At 37.3% G+C, this 18,138-nt stretch carries 22 protein-coding genes and 1 riboswitch; of the genes, 3 read left to right on the top strand and 19 right to left on the bottom strand.

Annotation, left to right across the window (positions count from 1 at the left end; genetic code table 11):
• Positions 1-11 precede the first annotated feature (11 nt).
• The 8 genes from ABH957_RS20940 to ABH957_RS20905 all read right to left on the bottom strand — a co-directional run bounded on the left by ABH957_RS20940 (position 12) and on the right by ABH957_RS20905 (position 5,841).
• Complete coding sequence (locus ABH957_RS20940; RefSeq protein WP_002129754.1) at positions 12-677, bottom strand: methionine ABC transporter permease; 666 nt, start codon at positions 675-677, stop codon at positions 12-14.
• Complete coding sequence (locus ABH957_RS20935; protein WP_061673671.1) at positions 670-1,695, bottom strand: methionine ABC transporter ATP-binding protein; 1,026 nt, start codon at positions 1,693-1,695, stop codon at positions 670-672. Before ABH957_RS20935 ends, ABH957_RS20940 begins: the two co-directional genes overlap by 8 nt.
• Positions 1,696-2,003: 308 nt before the next feature.
• Positions 2,004-2,111: riboswitch (SAM riboswitch) on the bottom strand.
• Positions 2,112-2,236: 125 nt separating this feature from the next.
• Entirely contained in the window at positions 2,237-2,581 is a 345-nt protein-coding gene (locus tag ABH957_RS20930) for a hypothetical protein (RefSeq protein WP_002015939.1), read from the bottom strand.
• A gap of 152 nt (positions 2,582-2,733) precedes the next feature.
• Positions 2,734-3,042 (bottom strand): thioredoxin family protein, encoded by a 309-nt coding sequence (locus tag ABH957_RS20925; RefSeq protein WP_002015940.1) that lies wholly within the window; start codon positions 3,040-3,042, stop codon positions 2,734-2,736.
• A 3-nt stretch (positions 3,043-3,045) separates the two neighbouring features.
• The gene (locus tag ABH957_RS20920) at positions 3,046-3,390 is read right to left on the bottom strand and encodes a toprim domain-containing protein (protein ID WP_000640865.1); all 345 of its coding nucleotides are present in this window, start codon (positions 3,388-3,390) and stop codon (positions 3,046-3,048) included.
• Positions 3,391-3,882: 492 nt separating this feature from the next.
• A complete protein-coding gene (gene gcvH / locus ABH957_RS20915; RefSeq protein ID WP_000026895.1) occupies positions 3,883-4,266 on the bottom strand; it encodes a glycine cleavage system protein GcvH in 384 nt (127 codons plus the stop codon).
• Between the two features lie 41 nt (positions 4,267-4,307).
• Positions 4,308-4,673, bottom strand: coding sequence for an arsenate reductase family protein (locus tag ABH957_RS20910; protein ID WP_002129756.1), 366 nt, complete (start codon positions 4,671-4,673; stop codon positions 4,308-4,310).
• A gap of 640 nt (positions 4,674-5,313) precedes the next feature.
• A complete protein-coding gene (locus ABH957_RS20905; protein ID WP_404491680.1) occupies positions 5,314-5,841 on the bottom strand; it encodes a hypothetical protein in 528 nt (175 codons plus the stop codon).
• A 144-nt stretch (positions 5,842-5,985) separates the two neighbouring features.
• Here ABH957_RS20905 and ABH957_RS20900 point away from each other — a divergent pair, with 144 nt between their 5' ends.
• Complete coding sequence (locus ABH957_RS20900) at positions 5,986-6,633, top strand: phosphatase PAP2 family protein (protein WP_002129758.1); 648 nt, start codon at positions 5,986-5,988, stop codon at positions 6,631-6,633.
• Positions 6,634-6,686: 53 nt separating this feature from the next.
• Here ABH957_RS20900 and ABH957_RS20895 read toward each other — a convergent pair whose 3' ends face one another.
• The 4 genes from ABH957_RS20895 to ABH957_RS20880 form a co-directional block, all read right to left on the bottom strand.
• Complete coding sequence (locus ABH957_RS20895) at positions 6,687-7,700, bottom strand: PTS sugar transporter subunit IIC (RefSeq protein ID WP_404512147.1); 1,014 nt, start codon at positions 7,698-7,700, stop codon at positions 6,687-6,689.
• A 22-nt stretch (positions 7,701-7,722) separates the two neighbouring features.
• Positions 7,723-8,673 carry an L-lactate dehydrogenase gene (locus tag ABH957_RS20890; protein WP_431182324.1) on the bottom strand — a complete coding sequence of 317 codons (951 nt, stop codon included), beginning with the start codon at positions 8,671-8,673 and terminating at the stop codon, positions 7,723-7,725.
• A gap of 246 nt (positions 8,674-8,919) precedes the next feature.
• Positions 8,920-9,168, bottom strand: a complete 249-nt coding sequence (locus ABH957_RS20885) for a spore coat protein (RefSeq protein WP_002015950.1) — start codon at positions 9,166-9,168, stop codon at positions 8,920-8,922.
• A 13-nt stretch (positions 9,169-9,181) separates the two neighbouring features.
• Positions 9,182-9,367 (bottom strand): hypothetical protein, encoded by a 186-nt coding sequence (locus ABH957_RS20880; RefSeq protein ID WP_201034464.1) that lies wholly within the window; start codon positions 9,365-9,367, stop codon positions 9,182-9,184.
• Between the two features lie 215 nt (positions 9,368-9,582).
• On the opposite strand from ABH957_RS20880, the gene ABH957_RS20875 reads away from it, so the two are divergent.
• Both ABH957_RS20875 and ABH957_RS20870 read left to right on the top strand, forming a co-directional pair.
• The gene (locus ABH957_RS20875; protein ID WP_219301032.1) at positions 9,583-9,825 is read left to right on the top strand and encodes a hypothetical protein; all 243 of its coding nucleotides are present in this window, start codon (positions 9,583-9,585) and stop codon (positions 9,823-9,825) included.
• A gap of 40 nt (positions 9,826-9,865) precedes the next feature.
• A complete protein-coding gene (locus ABH957_RS20870) occupies positions 9,866-9,994 on the top strand; it encodes a hypothetical protein (protein ID WP_404454457.1) in 129 nt (42 codons plus the stop codon).
• A 58-nt stretch (positions 9,995-10,052) separates the two neighbouring features.
• Here ABH957_RS20870 and ABH957_RS20865 read toward each other — a convergent pair whose 3' ends face one another.
• The 7 genes from ABH957_RS20865 to ABH957_RS20835 all read right to left on the bottom strand — a co-directional run bounded on the left by ABH957_RS20865 (position 10,053) and on the right by ABH957_RS20835 (position 17,915).
• A complete protein-coding gene (locus ABH957_RS20865) occupies positions 10,053-10,340 on the bottom strand; it encodes a DUF2178 domain-containing protein (RefSeq protein ID WP_404454460.1) in 288 nt (95 codons plus the stop codon).
• Positions 10,337-10,564, bottom strand: coding sequence for a helix-turn-helix transcriptional regulator (locus ABH957_RS20860; RefSeq protein WP_404442592.1), 228 nt, complete (start codon positions 10,562-10,564; stop codon positions 10,337-10,339). Before ABH957_RS20860 ends, ABH957_RS20865 begins: the two co-directional genes overlap by 4 nt.
• A 183-nt stretch (positions 10,565-10,747) precedes the next feature.
• The gene (locus tag ABH957_RS20855) at positions 10,748-11,305 is read right to left on the bottom strand and encodes a TetR/AcrR family transcriptional regulator (RefSeq protein ID WP_404441929.1); all 558 of its coding nucleotides are present in this window, start codon (positions 11,303-11,305) and stop codon (positions 10,748-10,750) included.
• A gap of 3 nt (positions 11,306-11,308) precedes the next feature.
• Positions 11,309-12,031, bottom strand: coding sequence for an MBL fold metallo-hydrolase (locus ABH957_RS20850; RefSeq protein WP_404512145.1), 723 nt, complete (start codon positions 12,029-12,031; stop codon positions 11,309-11,311).
• 138 nt (positions 12,032-12,169) lie between these two features.
• On the bottom strand, positions 12,170-13,954 hold the full coding sequence (locus ABH957_RS20845; protein ID WP_016102228.1) for an acyl-CoA dehydrogenase family protein: 1,785 nt from the start codon (positions 13,952-13,954) through the stop codon (positions 12,170-12,172).
• Between the two features lie 385 nt (positions 13,955-14,339).
• On the bottom strand, positions 14,340-15,512 hold the full coding sequence (locus tag ABH957_RS20840) for an acetyl-CoA C-acetyltransferase (protein ID WP_001206343.1): 1,173 nt from the start codon (positions 15,510-15,512) through the stop codon (positions 14,340-14,342).
• A 21-nt stretch (positions 15,513-15,533) separates the two neighbouring features.
• Positions 15,534-17,915, bottom strand: a complete 2,382-nt coding sequence (locus tag ABH957_RS20835; RefSeq protein WP_404512143.1) for a 3-hydroxyacyl-CoA dehydrogenase/enoyl-CoA hydratase family protein — start codon at positions 17,913-17,915, stop codon at positions 15,534-15,536.
• Between the last annotated feature and the right edge of the window lie 223 nt (positions 17,916-18,138).

The raw sequence follows: 18,138 nt of genomic DNA, 5'->3' as shown, positions 1-18,138 counted from the left end.
CCCTGTTTTCATTATCTTTTATCTATTCGAGTCGTTAAACTATCACCAATCCACTGAATTAAAAATACAACGAGTAATACACAAATTGTCGCAACGATTGTTACATCGTTATTTCCACGCTGGAATCCCTCTAAGTAAGCAAGTGTTCCAAGACCACCAGCACCAACAACACCTGCCATTGCTGTATAGCCTACTAAAGCAATAGTCGTAACCGTAATACCAGATACTAACGCTGGTAACGATTCTGGAATTAACACCTTCAAAATAATTGTGCTTGTTTTTGCTCCCATCGCTTTTGAAGCTTCAATTACACCTTTATCAATCTCACGAAGCGCGATTTCAACCATTCTCGCGTAAAATGGTGCCGCTCCAATAATTAAAGCTGGCAGCGCTGCACTCGCTCCGAGTATTGTTCCAAGAAGAATCTTTGTGAACGGGATTAATAAAATAATTAAAATGATGAACGGTATAGAACGGAAAATGTTTACGAACGCTCCAATCACCGTATTAATCGCTTTATTTTCCCATAAATTATCTTTCGCTGTCATAAAGAGTAATAGTCCTAAAATAAGTCCTAAAACAAATGTGGCAAGTGCTGCGATTGCCGTCATATATAACGTTTCACCAGTTGCTTCTAACATTTGATTCCAATCAATATTTGCGATTAACTTATCCATGTGCAATCACCTCCAGCTCTACTTGATCTTGATGAATCCCTTCTATTGCTTGCTGGATCGCTGTTTCTTCACCATTTAAATGAACGACTAAACTCCCGTAAGATCCGTTATTCGTTTGCGCGATATTTCCTTGCAAAATGCTAACTTCTATATCACCGCGCTGCATTAACCTTTGAAGTACCGGTCTTTCTACCGCTTCACCGACAAACTGCAAACGAATTACTTTTCCATCTGGATACTTTTCTATTAAACTTTCAATCGTTTCATTTGTATCTTCAGAATCTGTTAACTGCTGTACAAATCGTTTTGTAATGTCTTGCTGTGGATTACGGAATACGTCAAGTACTGGACCCGTTTCTACGATCTTCCCTTTCTCCATTACAGCAACTCGATTACAAATTTTGCGAATAACGTGCATCTCATGCGTAATCAATACAATTGTTAAGCCGAGACGCTTATTAATATCTAACAATAAATCTAAAATTTGATCTGTCGTTTCCGGATCAAGAGCTGACGTTGCTTCATCACATAAAAGTACTTGTGGATTATTTGCTAACGCTCTTGCAATCCCGACGCGCTGCTTTTGTCCACCACTTAGCTGAGATGGGTACGCGTCTCCTCTTCCTTCTAATCCAACAAGATGAATTAACTCATCGACACGTTTTCTTCTCTCCGCCTTATCGACACCTGCAATTTCAAGTGGGAATGCGATATTTTCACGCACAGTTCGTGACCAAAGTAAGTTGAAATGCTGAAAAATCATTCCGATTTCTTGTCTTGCCTTACGAAGTTCATTTCCAGTAATCGCTGAAATCACACGATTCGCAATTGTAATTTGGCCAGAAGTTGGTTTCTCTAACTGATTAAACAATCTGATTAACGAACTTTTCCCAGCGCCACTATATCCGATAACACCAAATATTTCGCCTTTCTCTATTTGTAAGTTGGCGTTATCTACAGCAGTGACATCACCGCTTTTTGCCTTATATATTTTCTTTACATTTTCTAATAAAATCATGATGTTCACCCCTTTTTTGTTTAAAAAGCGTAAGCGGCTCGTTTAGAACAAGAGGGCGTTGGAATCCCAGACGTAGAGGCGCTTTTTGCCTCATAGGAAGGGATGAAACGACCGACTGTTCTAGCCGCTGGAGCTGGATTTCATAAAACTTTGGATAGACTCCGCATTTTTTTATTTTTCATGCGTGTAGTCCATCGTTATAGCTCCTCTTATTATTTGAATGTCCTCCGCATTCAAACAACAAAAAACCTTTCCGCTTCTAGAGAAGCAGAAAGGTTTATATGCGTATATAACAACATTATCCCTCTCTCTCATCTCTCAAAGCATTTGCTTTGCAGGAATTGGCACCATTTCAACATAAGTTGACGGTTGCCGGGCTTCACAGGGCACAGTCCCTCCACCTCTCTTAATAAGAGAAATCAGATTAAATTTTCGTCTGATTTAAAATTTATGAAATTGTCTATATTTTATGAATTGAATTGTATCAATATCCACACGCTCTGTCAACAGAAATTTTCGTAAAAAAAGAAACTTCAGAATTTTAAGCTCCGACTGACATCGGTTTACATATATGAAACATCGATTCAACTAATAACATCGTTCGATACGTTCCAGAATATTGTACCCGTCCATCACTCATTAACTTTTGCAACCTCATATTTCCAGTCACTAATTTTTGTACATCCTCTTCCTCTAAACAAACGATTTGTTCCGTTCCTCTCGCCTCTTTCAAAAGTTCTATATAATCTCTTGAAATTTGTAACGAACAGCATTCATCTCCAAAACGAAAATTAACAGTTCTTTCTCCTTGCCTTAAAAGCGGTTCTAAATGATATTGACCATTAGCGTAATTTACAAATGATTGAAGCAAAGAATATAATTTCATCCTAAACCACATCCCTCATATCACTTTCTATTACATACCATTCCCTCTTATTAAAGGGCAATCCTGTTATTTTCGCTCGACAAATACTGTATCTATCATGCATGTCGACATATTTCCCAAGAAATATGTCGAGGCGGCAAAAACTTTGCCGCCTACTTTAATTCCGTATATAAATATTCAACCGAATGAAATGCATATATTTTCTTCATCAGTGTCCCATTTTCAAAAATAAGTAAACACGGTACACTTTCTATCCCATACTCTTTCGCTAAATGTGGGGCATAATTTAAATCTAACATTCCAATTTTTAAATCTTCAATCGTCATCTCAACGACCGTTAACATCTTCTTTGCCAATTGGCATGTTCCACACATTGGTGTATACACATATAACACTGTTTTTTCTTCATTTCCTATTAGGGCTGTAGCTTCGGCACCTGTCCAATCAATCACTTCTATCATTCCTTACCGTAAATATTCTGTATAAACGTCAATGTCTGCTCCCCATAATACATTTGCTAAATGTGAAGAAGGTGCAGTCGCCACCTCGCGATACGAGCGATCAATATAAATATGCTCTGCTTGCGGAAATTCTTTTCGGAATTGTTTCCTTAACTTTTCTCCTGCATCATCAGCATCCACTAGCACATATACGTCCTTATCAAAAAATTGATCAATGAGCTCATCCATTTTCGACAAACCAATTGTACCATTTGTACAAACAATTTCCACTGGTTCACGAATAATAGATTCAATCTTTCTTCTATCCGATTTACCTTCTACAATAATGACTTTTTCCACATAAATCATATGTCATCACCCGATCACCATATACTATACAACCTTTAACTTAGTATATAGTATATTCGTTATTTTCATGTTGTTTCCTGTTTATTTTTGCAAAAGAAAAGCGGAACCGACTGTTTAGCCCTGTTGGCTAAGGTTCTTTCGTACAGAAGACGCTTTTTGTCTTCTCGTGCGGAAGGTTCTTAGACATGAAGGGCTAGGAGGTGGAGCTGGACAAAGAAAAGCGCAAGCGGCTCGTTCAGAACAGGAGGGCACCCGCACCCCTGAACTAGAGGCGCTTTTTGCCTCAAGTGAAGGAGTGCAATGACCGACTGTTCTAGCCGCTGGAGCTAGACAACGAAAAGCGCAAGCCGCTCGCTCAGCATGAAGCCTCCATGAAAAAAGTTTTTCAAAAACGTTCTCCTACATAATAATTAATATATATGTTTTTAAATTCATTATGTACACAACATAAAAAAGGACAGCACAAAGGCTGTCCTTTTTCTTCGACTATAATTAGTCTTGGTTTGTCATTTCTGCATATTTTTCTGCAGTTAATAACTTCTCAACTTGGCTTGCATCAGAAAGTTCAACTTTAACCATCCATGCACCCTCGTATGGAGATTCGTTAACTAGTTCTGGTTGGTCACTTAATTCTTCGTTTACTGCTACAACTTTACCACTTACAGGTGCGTATAATTCAGAAACTGTTTTAACAGATTCTACGCTTCCGAATGGCTCGTCAGCTTGGATTGTTGCACCTACTTCAGGAAGTTCAACGAATACGATATCGCCTAACTCACCTTGCGCAAAATGAGTAATACCGATAACAACCGCATTACCTTCTGTTTTTACCCATTCGTGTTCTTCAGAGTAACGTAAATTATTTGGAATGCTCATGACTGTACCTCCAGTGAATGTATTAATTATGTAAAAATACCTTATTGGTACTTTTTCCACACACTTTCAAACTGCTCTTCGTTAAAACCAAGTGTTACACTCGTTCCATCTGTTACAATTGGACGTTTAATTAACATGCCATCAGATGCTAAAAGCTCGTACATTTCGTCTTCGCTTGCATCCTTTAACTTATCTTTTAAACCAAGTTCGCGGTAACGCATTCCACTTGTATTAAAGAATTTTTTTAATGGTAATTCACTTTTCTCATGTAAATTACGTAAATCTTCTTTTGACGGTGGATTTTCAACAATATGAATCATCTCATATGCTACATCGTTTGCCTCAAACCATTTCTTTGCTTTTTGACATGTGCCACATTTTGGATATGAATAAAATGTTACTGTCATAAATTCACCTACTTTTTTACTAACCTTTACCTTTATCATATAGAAAACATTTTATTATTTCAAACGATTATTCGCTAAACTTTTACTTATTTCGTGATAATTTTTAATAATCCTGCTAATTTTTCTTATTTTTCCGCCATTTATTAAGAAAAATTAAATATATAATTTTTTCTCATCCCACGCCGAACATATATCTTAAACAAACGTTTGATTAATTTCATATTTTTCTACCTCACCCTTCGGAATACGTAGATTCTTTTATACCGAACATATACCTTAAACAAACGTTTGATTAATTTCATGTTTTTCTACCACAACCTTTGGAATACATGAATTCTTCCATACCGAACATACCTCTTAAACAAACGTTTGATTAATTTCATGTTTTTCTATATCACCTTTGGAATACATGATTTTCTATACCGAACATATATCTTAAACAAACGTTTATCCCGCTATTTGCGGGCAGTAAGACTCCCACCTCGAATTTCGGCAAATGGGAGGAAGTTAGGTGGGAGATAACTGCCCGTAAGAGCCCGATTGGTGCGGGCTAATAATCAGTGGGGGGCTGGACAAAACCCCCACTGATTAAAGTTTCACTTTATTTAAAAAATAAGAAGCCCTTTTACAGGCTCCTTCATCATCGACTTAAATAGTCCGAAATGGTTTGAAATACTACTATATACATATTATGAATACTTTCTTCTGTATTTCCACCATTCGATAAACCTACTCCCCATTGTTGCCCTTCACCACTTCCAATATTTGCAAAACCTTGCACGTACATAGCATTTACATCTTTTCGTGCACTGTTATACTCTATCCCTTTTGTAATAAAAGTTGAATATGATTTATCTTGTAAACCAATAAAAAACACTGGTTTCTTTAGCGATGAAAATACATCTTTATACTGCTCTTTCGAAGCTTCTTGAAAGTGCTCTTTCATTATTAGAAAACCATCTACTGCTCCAGATTCCTTTTTCAGTTCTTCTAACGTCACTTTTTCAAACTTTATATTTCTAAATGTATCTTTCGGCTTTTCACCAACAACTCCAATGACGAGTGCTCTCCCGTTATATTCTAAATTCTCTCCTTCTTTATCTTTTGCACACCCAGTACTCACCAGGCATAACAATATAAAAACTAAGAAATACAGTGAACGCTTCATATAGCACCCTCCCCCTCTTTTAAGTCAAGTGACAAAAATGTAAGGTGAATTCAAGAAAATGTAAGTAAAATCGATAGCCCAATTGGATTTTCTATATTATAATCAATTGAATTTATTTACATTACTAAAACATAGGAGATTATCATGAAGAAATTTAAACTTTCATCTCTTCTTCCGTTAAGTTATATACTTCTACTCGTACTCGTAAGTCCCCTTTACGATGTATTAAATAAATCTACTGTTCACGCAGTAGATGTCACAACTGTAGTAGATGATTGGATTCCATTTGTCAAAGCATTTATTATTCCTTACTTACTTTGGTTTCCATACTTATACGGTGCACTTATTTATTACTGTTTTGCTGATCGAAAGCAATATTATGTCACTTTAAGTAGTGTAATTCTTGGAAAACTTGCTTGTTTTTCGATTTATTTTTTTTGGCAGACAACTGTACCACGCCCAACCGTCGTTGGAACAGATGTATTTTCCGAACTAGTCCGCTATATTTATAGTATTGATCATCCAGTAAACTGCTTCCCAAGCATTCATGTCCTTACGACATTTGTAATTATGTTAGCTGCCTTTAAGCGTAGAGAACAGCATACTTTGGAATATTACATCCTTACTTTCTTCGGTACGCTTATTATTTTATCAACATTATTTACGAAGCAGCATGCATTTGTAGACGCTATTTCTGGAATGACGCTTGCAAGCGTACTATACTTTGGTGTTCAGCTATTATTAGCAAAAGAAACAGTACGTGTTCCAGTAAAACAAAATCAAAAAATGTAAAAAGCAGACTGTGGCTTCAGTCTGCTTTTCTCTATATTAAGGAGATTTTCAAATTAAGATTGTGGTACAGTCATGTCACCAGAATGAATACGACCTGCTTTTTTAAGAGCAATGTAAAGTATATAAGAAACAGCTACTGGAATGATGATATAAGTGATTACCATCGCTGGGACAACTTCCCACCCTTGGCTGGAAATTAAATTAATTGGTGCTATAAGAGAGCTTAATCCAAGACCTGCAATTTCTTTTCCTGCTTCCAGTTGGAAAATTAGTGCCGATACTGGGCCAACTATTGCACTGGCGACGACAGTTGGGACGAGAATCATTGGATTTTTAGTAATGTTCGGTAACTGCACTTTTGGAGTACAAAGTGCCTGGGCTAATATGCCACCTAAGTTATTTTCTTTCGCTGAAATAACAGAGAATCCGATAAATTGAGCAACACATCCTGCAAGTGCTGCACCGCCTGCAACGCCGTCTAAACTAAGTGCTATTGCTAACGCAGCTGATGAAGCTGGAGAGATAAGTAACAATCCCCAAACTACAGCAATCACGATAGAAGCGATAAACGGGCTACCAGCTGAACTATCTTTAATGAATGCTCCAACTGTATTTAAAACTGGGCTAATATTTTGAGCTAACCAAATACCGACTAAACCAGAACCTAATATTGCTGCAAATGGAACGAGCATCATATCTAAAGCAGTTTTTCCACTTAATCGTTTACCAATATAAACTGCTAAAGTCGCTGTTAATAATGCACCGATTGGTTCACCTGTTTTAATGATGAGACCAGCTTCAGTAATTGAAATTGAACCAGCTCCAATTGCTCCAGCTACCATCGCTGAGAAAATTACGAGTCCGTTTGCACCGAGCATAAAGGCAATCCCGGCTCCAATTGCTGGTGCCATAAGTGATTTTGCAACAACTCCGATTGTAATAAGTAATGGGAAATCAACAATTCTTCCTATATTTTCGATCAGTAAACCAATTCCAAGGGATACGAAAATACCCTGTGCGATTCCGGCTGAAGCTTTAAACACACGAGACATTATATATTCCTTCATTTGTTTCACCTTCTCCTATAATTTAGTAACCAATTGTTTTCATATAATCGCGTAAAACATCGTTTGATTTTGCAAAGCGACTTTCTTCATCTTCTGATAAGTTTAGTTCTACCACTTCTCTTATACCATCTCTAGTAATAATTGCTGGTACTCCTGTACAAATATCGTATTCGCCATATTCACCATCTAAAATGGCTGAAACAGCGATAACACGGTGATCATCATTGAAAATTGAGCGAGCAATATAAGCTAAAGAATTTCCGATTCCGTAATAAGTAGTTCCTTTGCGCTTATAAATTTCCCATCCAGCTTTTGCAGTCTTCTCAACAATTTCATCTAAATCTATTTCACCAAATTGGTCTTTTTTCTCTTCTAAAATTTGTAAAATCGACTTTCCACCAACAGTTACGTGAGACCAAGCAACCATTTGAGAATCACCATGTTCTCCTAATGAATACCCATGAATACTACGAGGATCTACATGTAACATTTCAGATAAAATTGTTCTTAAGCGAGAAGAATCTAGTGATGTACCTGTACCAATCACACGATTTCTAGGTAATCCAGATAACTTCCACACTTGATATGTAATAATGTCAACTGGGTTCGATGCGAGTAAGAAAATGCCATCAAATCCACTTTCCATTACGCCGCCAACAATGCTTTCCATAATCTTTGCACTTGCTCCTAAAGTGTCTAAACGGCTTTGTCCAGGTTTTGGCGCTGGTCCTGCTGTAATAATTACAATGTCCATATCTTTGCAGTCTTCATAACTTCCTGCATATACTTTTGTTCTTGTATTTGTAAAGTTAATGCAATGTGATAAATCCATCGCTTCTCCAACTGCTCGTTCATGATTTATATCAATTAATAATAATTCTTCACATATGCCTTGATTCACAATTGAATACGCACAGCTCGATCCAACTAATCCAGTACCAATAATTGCAATTTTTCTTGTGTTTCTATTCATAGCAATCTCTCCTAATCGATCATGTAATCTATTTCTTTTGTTCTTTACACTCCTAATTATAAAGATTCCCACGATAGAAACCATGGATACTTTGTGAAACATTGAACAACCTTTTGTCCTTTTTGTGAATTGTTATATTCGATTTTCGTCATATTTGTTACAACTGAAAAAATATTTTTTATGTATTTATTGACATATACCAAACAAAAAAACGAGCGAATCCATTCGCTCGTTTCATTCATCACACTATTCCGCACTTAATTGACTTTTTAATTGCTGTACAATCATTGGATTAGCAGGTGCTGCCGGTTTGTAATAACTCTTTTGCTTTGCGTATTCATACATATTACGTTGACGCATCTCATCTTGATTACGAATTTGAATTAACGTTTGATGTAACTGTTCATTATCAGACTGAGAAATATAATTTGCATAACTTGTTAAACTTGAATTTAACCCTGCTAAATAATCATTTACCATATCTTTTTCATTCATTTCCCTCTTCCTCCTATCCTAGAAAATTCATTAATTGCTGTTTCGTATTTCGTGCATCTTGTGCATCCTTTTGTAGCATTTGCTTTAGCTGTGGATCTGTACAAGCCTGTGCATACTGGTCCAATTTGTTAATAATCGTCGCATGTCCACCAATTAAATGACGTAAGTTTTCTACTTCAAGCTCTGTTAAGTTTTGCATAGAACATACCCGCCTTTCTTTGTTCATTCATCATTTATTATTTGATTCTTTTTAAATCATATTCATTAAAAACTTTTTTAAATCCCTTTCATACTCCAACCAACTACATCTATTTATTTAAATGAATTTTTGTTATAATAACAGAATAATACGAATGTTTAAAATAGGAATTGTAACATCTGCTAACAAATAAACCATATTAAGAAGGTGTGCTTATGCAAAAAAAGTTTAAAGTTATCTTCTTTATTGTTTATGCAATCCTATATATGAAATTATTAATTGATATATTAACTTCAAAGCCATTACTCACTTCTATACCGTTACATATGTTATTTCTCATTTGTTTCTTATTTATAGCACTTAACAATTATAAAAATCGTAACAATACATTTTTCCTAATATTTATTAGTGCGACTCTATTAGTAAGTGTTAGTTTAATTAAAATCACGATTTTATAAACCTCTTACCAATTTATCTACATACAAAGGAGCAATGACTATGAAAATCCATAACTTCCTTACAAACACTCAAAAAAATTATGATCCGAATCCAAACCAAGACCCTTTCGTATTTATGTTTTTCAACTTCTTATTAGCAATATATACATTTCTAAAGCCTGCAAAATAATATCATTTAACTAAAAAGAGCCGTTTACAAATACATATGTAAAACAGCTCTTTTCCAGCTAATATTTTCTTTTCAAAACTACGATAGTTAAAGCATACGAACAAAGTACTCCAGCTAATAAAAATACATTTGCTAACTTATACTGTTCGCCTGTCAATGAATATAGATTCCCAATTAAAAAGATAACTAAATATAGAAATAAAAATACAAACAATGAAATTTTAGCTGCATTCCCTGTAATATGCTCGCCTCTTTCATCTTCCCCTTCATTCTTCTGAAAACGTGTTGAATATAAAACACCTATTAGTCCTGCTACTGAGATTATTATCCCTATTACAATACTCATTCCGTTTCCCCCTCTATCTTATATTGAAAAACTTCATGAAACTCCTTACCTAAAATATGCGCAATTTCAAAAGCTAAAATTAAAGATGGATTGTAACGATTCGCTTCAATTGAGGCGATCGTTTGTCTACTTACCCCAGCTTTGTTCGCTAAATCCGTTTGTGACCAGCGTTTTTCTGCTCTAAGTACAATGAGATTATTTTGTAAATTCCCACTCTGTTTCATAACCTCTCCTCGTTTTACATTATTTTCTATATTTTTATTGTAATTTATTTTTAACATCATGTAAACTATTTTTAACATTAGTAAAGTAAAACTTTAATCCTCCCACCTACCGTTCTTTTAAAATCATATGCATTAAAAAACCTTAGAATCGATTCTAAGGTTTCCGGGTGTCTCGCTTCCTATTCAATCTCTCATTACATGTAATCCTTTAATAAACGTTTCCAATAACACATGTAAACTTGTATCTAAATCTAGCGGCAAACCAAATCCACCCTGCTGTTCAATCGACGCAAACCCATGACAAATACTTCTGAATCCACGTGTCGCATGAAGTGCATTCTCTCCTTCTAAGCCGTATTGTTGTAAAACATGAAGACAAAGCTTTACAATTCCGTCACCTGCTTTTCTTACTTCTTCATCTCGTAAAAAAGTTGCTTCATACAATCCAGGATGTTTGCGTACGAATGCTACATACGCTTCTCCTAAAGCATGAACTGCTTCATCCATACGTTTACCCTCAGCCGCTTCTTCCAGTCTGTTATGCAGCTGTTTTATTCCGTAAATACCAAGATTTTTCCGTACATCTTGTAAACCTTTCACATGATTGTATAGCGAGGGAGAACGTATCCCTAACCTTTGTGCTAATGAAGCTAACGTTACTTCTTGTATTCCATTTGTATCTGCAATTTCGGCCGCTGTTTCTACAATTTTCTGTAATGTAAGTCCGATTCTCGGTGACATAAATTAACCTTCTTTCATACTTTCTATATTCCGCTTAGCTTCCTTAATAGCAAGTTTTATGACAGTGCCTGGATCCTTTATCATTTTCCCATGTCCTGCCGCAAGCAAGGAAGGCTCATATTCGCTTAACTTCTCTGCACTTTGTAATGATATTTCTTTGCTCCACGTTGCCATCGCAGGGAACGGAAACCAAAATTTCATTTGACCCGAAACAGCCATACCTCCTCTTGTTTGGAATGCATCCCCGACAATAAGAGCTTTATTTCGTACATCAAGAAACGACATGGATCCTGGCGTATGTCCCGGTGTCATAATCGCAAGAAGCGATCCAACTCGGTCGCCATCTTCCAATAAAACATCAGGTACCGTTTTTACCTTTTTAGGTACACCGCCTTTTATCGGTATATTCGGTTCATCCTCTTGTAACGTCGTATCTCCCTCTAACAGCTTTGCGTCCCGCTTAGAAATATAGACTGGAACATTAGGAAGTACTTCCTTTAATGCGTCTAGTGCACCGATATGATCATCATGCGCATGTGTTAATACAATCTTAGTAATGGGTTTCCCTATGTTCTCAGCCGCCTGTAAAATACCTTTTGCGCTATATGGCAAAGCGGCATCAATTAAAGTTAAACTATCTTCTTCCTCCACAAAGTAACAATTCACAGGAAACACTCTTGGTAAAAATGACAATTGATATACCGTTTTCTCATGTATCATTCTCATATTTTCAGCTCCCTTTCCGAAAAAACTAATGCTATTAGTTTCATTATACTAATGGCATTAGTTTTATGTCACTAAAAATTTCATTTTTTCAAAAAAAATAACAGTAGTCGTATAAACGACTACTGTTATTTAAAGGTATTAAACTGTATAACGCTCATCTTCTAAAATTTTTGCAGCAATTTCACGCTTCTTCGGAATTACGTTAAGTGGTGTGTGGCGAGTTAATTTACGTAATGATGATAACATCATGCGCAGCATGTCGCCGTTTTCAACTGCGATAAGTGTTTCTTTCGCATCTGCTTCGATTTCGTTGAATGCTTCTTGGCAGAATACTTCAGTGTATAACACTTTTTGTTTATTCTTTTCAAGACCAGTTGTTTTAATTGCTTTTTCTGTACGAAGAACAGCTGACTCCATTGCGTAAAGGTTACTTACGATATCAGCGATATTCACAAGAATTTCTTGCTCTTTATCTAATGCTTTACCGTATTTTTGAGCAGCTAATCCAGCTACCATTAAGCCAATTTTCTTCGCGTTAGTTACTAAATATTTTTGAAGCGCTAATGGCTCATCGCCTACTTCTTCTGGCATCATCATCATTAACTCTTCTTGTAATTTTTGTGCTTTTTGAAGAAGTGGTAATTCACCTTTCATCGCTTTACGTAAGAACGTACCTGGTACGATTAGGCGGTTAATTTCGTTCGTTCCTTCGAAAATACGGTTAATACGAGAATCGCGGTACATTCTTTCAATCTCGTACTCTGCCATAAATCCGTAACCACCGTGGATTTGAACACCTTCATCTACTGTATAATCTAGCACTTCAGAACCGAATACTTTATTTAAAGAGCACTCGATTGCATATTCAGCGATAGAAGCTGCTACTGCTTTACCGTCTTTTACTTCTTCTTCAGATAATGTGCTCATGCGGCTTTCGAATAAACCTACTGTACGATATACAGAGCTTTCAGCTGCATATGTTTTCGCTGCCATATTCGCAAGTTTCTCTTGAATTAATGGGAAGCGAGCGATTGGTTGTTTGAATTGTTGACGTTGATTTGCATATTGTGCTGAAATTTCTACTGCACGTTTCGCAGATCCAACTGTACCAACACCTAATTTATAACGGCCGATATTTAAAATGTTGAACGCGATAATATGGCCTTTACCGATTTCACCAAGTAAGTTTTCTTTCGGTACTAATGCATCTTCTAAAATTAACGTACGAGTTGAAGAACATTTAATACCCATTTTCTTTTCTTCTGGGCTTGTAGATACACCAGCATATTCTTTCTCTACGATAAATGCTGAGAAGTGCTCACCGTCTATTTTTGCGTATACGATAAATACGTCAGCAAATGCAGAGTTTGTAATCCATTGTTTTTCACCATTTAATACGTAATGCGTACCTTCTGCATTTAAACGTGCCGTTGTTTTTGCACCTAATGCGTCAGACCCTGAACCTGGCTCTGTTAATGCGTATGCCGCTAATTTTTCACCAGTTGCAAGTAATGGTAAATACTTTTTCTTTTGCTCTTCGTTACCGAATAATACGATTGGTAAAGATCCGATACCAACGTGAGCACCGTGAGTGATTGCAAAACCACCAGCGCGCGAGAATTTCTCTGCGATTAACGCTGAGCTTACTTTATCAAGACCAATTCCGCCGTACTCTTCTGGTACGTCAGCGCCTAGTAAACCAAGTTCACCAGCTTCTTTTAAAAGACGCACAGAACGATCAAATTCGTGTTGCTCTAAATATTCAAGCTCCGGAAGAACTTCATTTACGATAAAGTCCTCTGTCGTTTTTGCAATCATTTTATGCTCAGATGAAAAATCTTCTGGCGTAAACACTTGATCAATTGTAATTTCCTCTACTAAAAAGCTACCGCCTTTAACCGCATTTCCTACTGTTTTTTCCATGAAAATTTCCTCCTTCATATTTTCATAAGCCGCTTCTCTCATTTTGAAAGAAGCTGGCTCTCATTTTTATTTTTTATAAACCTTTGTTGCTTCCATTCTTTGCTTTAGCGCCCTCTTGTTCTGAGCGAGCCGCTTCCACTTTTTTAATCTAGTTCCGGTGGCTAAAACAGTCGGTCGTTTCACCCCTTCCTGTGAGGCAAAAAACGCCTCTTCGTCAGGGCTTCCAACGCCCTCCTGTTCTGAACGAGCCACCTGCACTTTTTTTATAATCCAGTTCCAGCGGCTAGAATGTTCGGTGGCTTCGCTTCTTCCTACGAGGCAAACAGCGCCTCTTCGTCTGAAGCTCCATCCCCCTCACATTCTGAGCGAGCCGCTTCCACTTTTTTTATAGTAATTCAAATACTCCCGCTGCTCCCATTCCGCCACCGATACACATTGTTACGATACCGAATTGTTGGTTGCGACGTTTCATTTCGTGAATAAGAGATAGTGTTAGTTTTGCTCCTGTACAGCCAAGTGGATGTCCAAGTGCGATTGCACCGCCGTTTACGTTTACTTTTTCTTCATCTAGACCAAGTTCACGAATAACTTGGATAGATTGAGAAGCGAATGCTTCATTTAGTTCAAATAGACCGATATCAGATAGCTCTAAACCAGCTAATTTTAACGCTTTCGGAATTGCAGCAATTGGGCCGATTCCCATTACTTCTGGTGGTACTCCAGCTACTGCGAATGAACGGAATTTTGCAAGTGGTTTCATGCCATCGCTCACTGCTTTTTCACGATCCATTAATAGTACAGATGCTGCACCGTCACTCATTTGTGAAGAGTTACCAGCCGTTACAGAACCGCGAACGTTAAATGCTGGACGTAATTTACCTAAAATGTCTAGCGTCGTCTCTGCTCTTACACCTTCGTCTTGTGCGAAAATGATTGTTTCTTCTTGCAGTTTGTTATTTGATCCAACAGTACGTAATGTTACATCTACAGATACTGTTTCATCAGCAAAGTTCCCTGCAGCTAATGCTTTCGCAGCACGTTGATGACTTCTTACCGCGAATGCATCTTGCTCTTCACGAGAAATTCCATATTTCACAGCAACTTGCTCTGCTGTATGCCCCATACCCATATAATATTCTGGTGCTGCTTCTACAAGGCGACTATTCGGACGAACAACGTGTCCCATCATTGGAACTAGACTCATTGATTCCGCTCCGCCTGATAATACAGCTTCAGAGTGACCAAGCATAATGCGCTCTGCTCCGTAAGCGATACTTTGTAAGCCTGAAGAACAGTAACGGTTAATTGTAATAGCTGGAACATCGTAAGAAAGTCCTGCTAGCCCACCGATATTACGAGCCATATTTAAACCTTGCTCTGCTTCTGGCATCGCACAACCGAAAATTAAATCATCGATTGGTCCTTCATAATTCGCACGCTTTAACGTTTCTTTTACTACTAACGCCCCTAGATCGTCAGGACGAACTGTTTTTAATGAACCCCTCTTTGCTTTTCCAATTGGTGTTCTTGCTCCCGCAACAATGACAGCTTCTCTCATGAACGATATCTCCCCTCGTTATTAGTTACGTAATGGTTTTCCTTTTACAAGCATGTGCTGCATTCTTGCTTGTGATTTCATCTCACTTACTAAGCTAATAAATGCTTCACGCTCTACATCTAATAAATACTGCTCATCAACTTCTGTTCCGTACGGCACTTTTCCGCCCGCAATGACATATGCCAGTTTCTTCGCAATGTGCAGATCATGTTCAGAAATGTAACCTGATAAATGCATTGCCTCTGCACCAAGTACAAGCGCTGCATATCCTGTCTCACCAACAACTGGTATCTTTTTGCGGATAGGTGCTTTATAACCTGCTTCATATAAAGAAAGTGCTTTTTGTTTCGCATCATATAGTAAGTGATCACCATTCACACTAATACCGTCTTTATCGCCTAAGAAGTTGTTCGATACAGCTTCTTGTGCTGATGTAGAAACTTTCGCCATCGCTACAGATTCGAATACTTTATTCGCAACTTTTTGTAAGTCGAATTCTACACCGTTTGCCATTTTGTTTAAGTGTTTAATGTATAGCTCTTTATTACCGCCTCCGCCAGGGATTAAGCCAACACCTACTTCTACTAAGCCCATATACGTTTCGCTAGAAGCTTGAATGCTCGCAGCTGGTAAGCAAACTTCTGTACCGCCGCCAAGCGTCATACCATATGGCGCCGCTACAACTGGCTTAGAAGAGTACTTAATTTTCGTCATTGCATCTTGGAAGTTTTTCACAACCCACTCAATTTCGAAGTAGTTGTCGTCTTGTGCTTCCATTAAGATCATTGCAAGGTTCGCACCAACGCAGAAGTTCTTCGATTGGTTTCCGATAACAAGACCTTTATAATTTTTCTCTACTTCATCAACAGCGTAGTTAATCATTTGCGTAATATCCATACCGATTGCATTGCTCTTCGAATGGAATTCTAAGCAAAGGATACCATCGCCTAAATCAATTAAGCTCGCTCCGCTATTTTTCTTTAACACACCGTTTTTCTCTTTTAACTGCTTAAGAGAAATTGCTTTTTTGTTACGTTCGATTAGCTTATATTCACCATTGTCGTAATAGTAGCTATCGCCGTTATCATGTTTATAGAAAGTAGTGAAACCTTTCTCTACCATTTCTTTCACCCAAGTAGGAACAACTGCGCCGTTTTCTTCCATCTTTTGAACAGACTTTTCAACGCCGATTGCATCCCAAATCTCGAATGGTCCTTGCTCCCATCCGAAGCCCCATTTCATCGCTTGGTCAATTGCAACAATATCGTCAGCAATTTCTTTATGAAGCTTTGCAGAGTATAAAAGAGTTGGTGTGATAATATTCCATAACAACTCTCCTGCGCGATCTTTCGCGTATACAAGCGCTTTCAATTTATTCGCTAATCCTTTTTCTTGCTTACTTAACTCTACGGACGCAGCTTTTAATTTTTTACGCGCTCCATATTCCATCGTTTCAGGGTTTAATTCTAAAATTTCATTTCCTTGTTTTAAGAAGAAGCCTTGACCTGTTTTGCTTCCAAGCCATTTTTTATCAAGCATGTCATGCATAAAAGCAGGTACTTTAAATACATCACGCTCTTCTTCTTGTACATTTTCATATACGTTATTTGCAACGTGTACGAATGTATCTAAACCAACAACATCTAATGTACGGAACGTTGCGCTCTTCGGACGACCAATTAATGGACCTGTTACAGAGTCAACTTCTCCAATGCTATAGCCACGCTTAATCATTTCTTGAAGCGTTACAAGCAATCCATACGTACCGATGCGGTTTCCAATAAAGTTTGGTGTGTCTTTTGCGATAACAACGCCTTTTCCAAGAACGTCTTCGCCAAATAGTTTCATGAAGCTTAATACTTGTGGATCAGTTTCTTTCGTCGGTATTACCTCTAGAAGTTTTAAATATCGTGGTGGGTTAAAAAAGTGTGTTCCTAAGAAGTGTTTCTGGAAGTCGTCTGAACGACCCTCTGCCATTTTTTCAACGGAAATGCCTGATGTATTTGAGCTCACAATTGAGCCTGGTTTACGAACAGCATCTACTTTTTCAAATAGTTTCTTCTTTATATCTAAGTTTTCAACTACTACTTCAATAATCCAATCTACATCAGCTAGACGCTCAAGATCATCTTCTAAGTTACCTGCTTCAATCAGTGCTAAATTTCCTTTCACTGTCAGAGGAGCTGGTTTTTGCTTTAATAGTTTTTGCACAGCCGTATTACTAAAACGATTTCTCACACTTTTATGTTCTAATGTAAGTCCCTTCGCTTCTTCTTCCTTCGTAAGCGCCGGTGGTACAATATCAAGCAATAATGTCGGAATACCAATATTAGCTAAGTGTGCCGCAATCCCTGAACCCATTACGCCTGAACCTAGAACAGCAGCCTTTTTAATTTGGAACATCCATTTCTCCCCCTATTCTTGAATGAATGCTCATTCAATTTTTCGACATAAGTCGCAATCAATGAGTGAGCCTCTACTAATAAATATATGATACAGTTTGAATTTTCGCAATATATTTATTGATAAAATTTTCTGAAATAAATATATTTCTTTCATTTGGCTATGCTATACATGTGTATTTTCTTCATTAAAATGCACTTTTCCTTTTTTATAATCTGACGAA

This window comes from Bacillus sp. RC242 (assembly GCF_044908245.1).
Classification (GTDB): Bacteria; Bacillota; Bacilli; order Bacillales; family Bacillaceae_G; genus Bacillus_A; species Bacillus_A mycoides.
The sequence above is the reverse complement of the archived record's forward strand: the minus strand, read 5'-3'. Positions and strand labels throughout refer to the sequence as shown.

Excerpts from the sequence above, each read along its gene's own strand:
- ABH957_RS20840 (WP_001206343.1), bottom strand. The coding sequence starts at position 15,512 with ATGAGAGAAGCTGTCATTGTTGCGGGAGCAAGAACACCAATTGGAAAA.
- gcvH (WP_000026895.1), bottom strand. The coding sequence starts at position 4,266 with ATGAGCATTCCAAATAATTTACGTTACTCTGAAGAACACGAATGGGTA.
- ABH957_RS20925 (WP_002015940.1), bottom strand. The coding sequence starts at position 3,042 with ATGATAGAAGTGATTGATTGGACAGGTGCCGAAGCTACAGCCCTAATA.
- ABH957_RS20905 (WP_404491680.1), bottom strand. The coding sequence starts at position 5,841 with ATGAAGCGTTCACTGTATTTCTTAGTTTTTATATTGTTATGCCTGGTG.
- ABH957_RS20885 (WP_002015950.1), bottom strand. The coding sequence starts at position 9,168 with ATGAATGAAAAAGATATGGTAAATGATTATTTAGCAGGGTTAAATTCA.
- ABH957_RS20860 (WP_404442592.1), bottom strand. The coding sequence starts at position 10,564 with ATGAAACAGAGTGGGAATTTACAAAATAATCTCATTGTACTTAGAGCA.
- ABH957_RS20835 (WP_404512143.1), bottom strand. The coding sequence starts at position 17,915 with ATGTTCCAAATTAAAAAGGCTGCTGTTCTAGGTTCAGGCGTAATGGGT.
- ABH957_RS20870 (WP_404454457.1), top strand. The coding sequence starts at position 9,866 with ATGAAAATCCATAACTTCCTTACAAACACTCAAAAAAATTATGATCCG.
- ABH957_RS20910 (WP_002129756.1), bottom strand. The coding sequence starts at position 4,673 with ATGACAGTAACATTTTATTCATATCCAAAATGTGGCACATGTCAAAAA.
- ABH957_RS20920 (WP_000640865.1), bottom strand. The coding sequence starts at position 3,390 with ATGATTTATGTGGAAAAAGTCATTATTGTAGAAGGTAAATCGGATAGA.
- ABH957_RS20845 (WP_016102228.1), bottom strand. The coding sequence starts at position 13,954 with ATGGAAAAAACAGTAGGAAATGCGGTTAAAGGCGGTAGCTTTTTAGTA.
- ABH957_RS20865 (WP_404454460.1), bottom strand. The coding sequence starts at position 10,340 with ATGAGTATTGTAATAGGGATAATAATCTCAGTAGCAGGACTAATAGGT.
- ABH957_RS20940 (WP_002129754.1), bottom strand. The coding sequence starts at position 677 with ATGGATAAGTTAATCGCAAATATTGATTGGAATCAAATGTTAGAAGCA.
- ABH957_RS20895 (WP_404512147.1), bottom strand. The coding sequence starts at position 7,700 with ATGAAGGAATATATAATGTCTCGTGTGTTTAAAGCTTCAGCCGGAATC.
- ABH957_RS20875 (WP_219301032.1), top strand. The coding sequence starts at position 9,583 with ATGCAAAAAAAGTTTAAAGTTATCTTCTTTATTGTTTATGCAATCCTA.
- ABH957_RS20880 (WP_201034464.1), bottom strand. The coding sequence starts at position 9,367 with ATGCAAAACTTAACAGAGCTTGAAGTAGAAAACTTACGTCATTTAATT.
- ABH957_RS20900 (WP_002129758.1), top strand. The coding sequence starts at position 5,986 with ATGAAGAAATTTAAACTTTCATCTCTTCTTCCGTTAAGTTATATACTT.
- ABH957_RS20890 (WP_431182324.1), bottom strand. The coding sequence starts at position 8,673 with ATGAATAGAAACACAAGAAAAATTGCAATTATTGGTACTGGATTAGTT.
- ABH957_RS20930 (WP_002015939.1), bottom strand. The coding sequence starts at position 2,581 with ATGAAATTATATTCTTTGCTTCAATCATTTGTAAATTACGCTAATGGT.
- ABH957_RS20850 (WP_404512145.1), bottom strand. The coding sequence starts at position 12,031 with ATGAGAATGATACATGAGAAAACGGTATATCAATTGTCATTTTTACCA.
- ABH957_RS20855 (WP_404441929.1), bottom strand. The coding sequence starts at position 11,305 with ATGTCACCGAGAATCGGACTTACATTACAGAAAATTGTAGAAACAGCG.
- ABH957_RS20935 (WP_061673671.1), bottom strand. The coding sequence starts at position 1,695 with ATGATTTTATTAGAAAATGTAAAGAAAATATATAAGGCAAAAAGCGGT.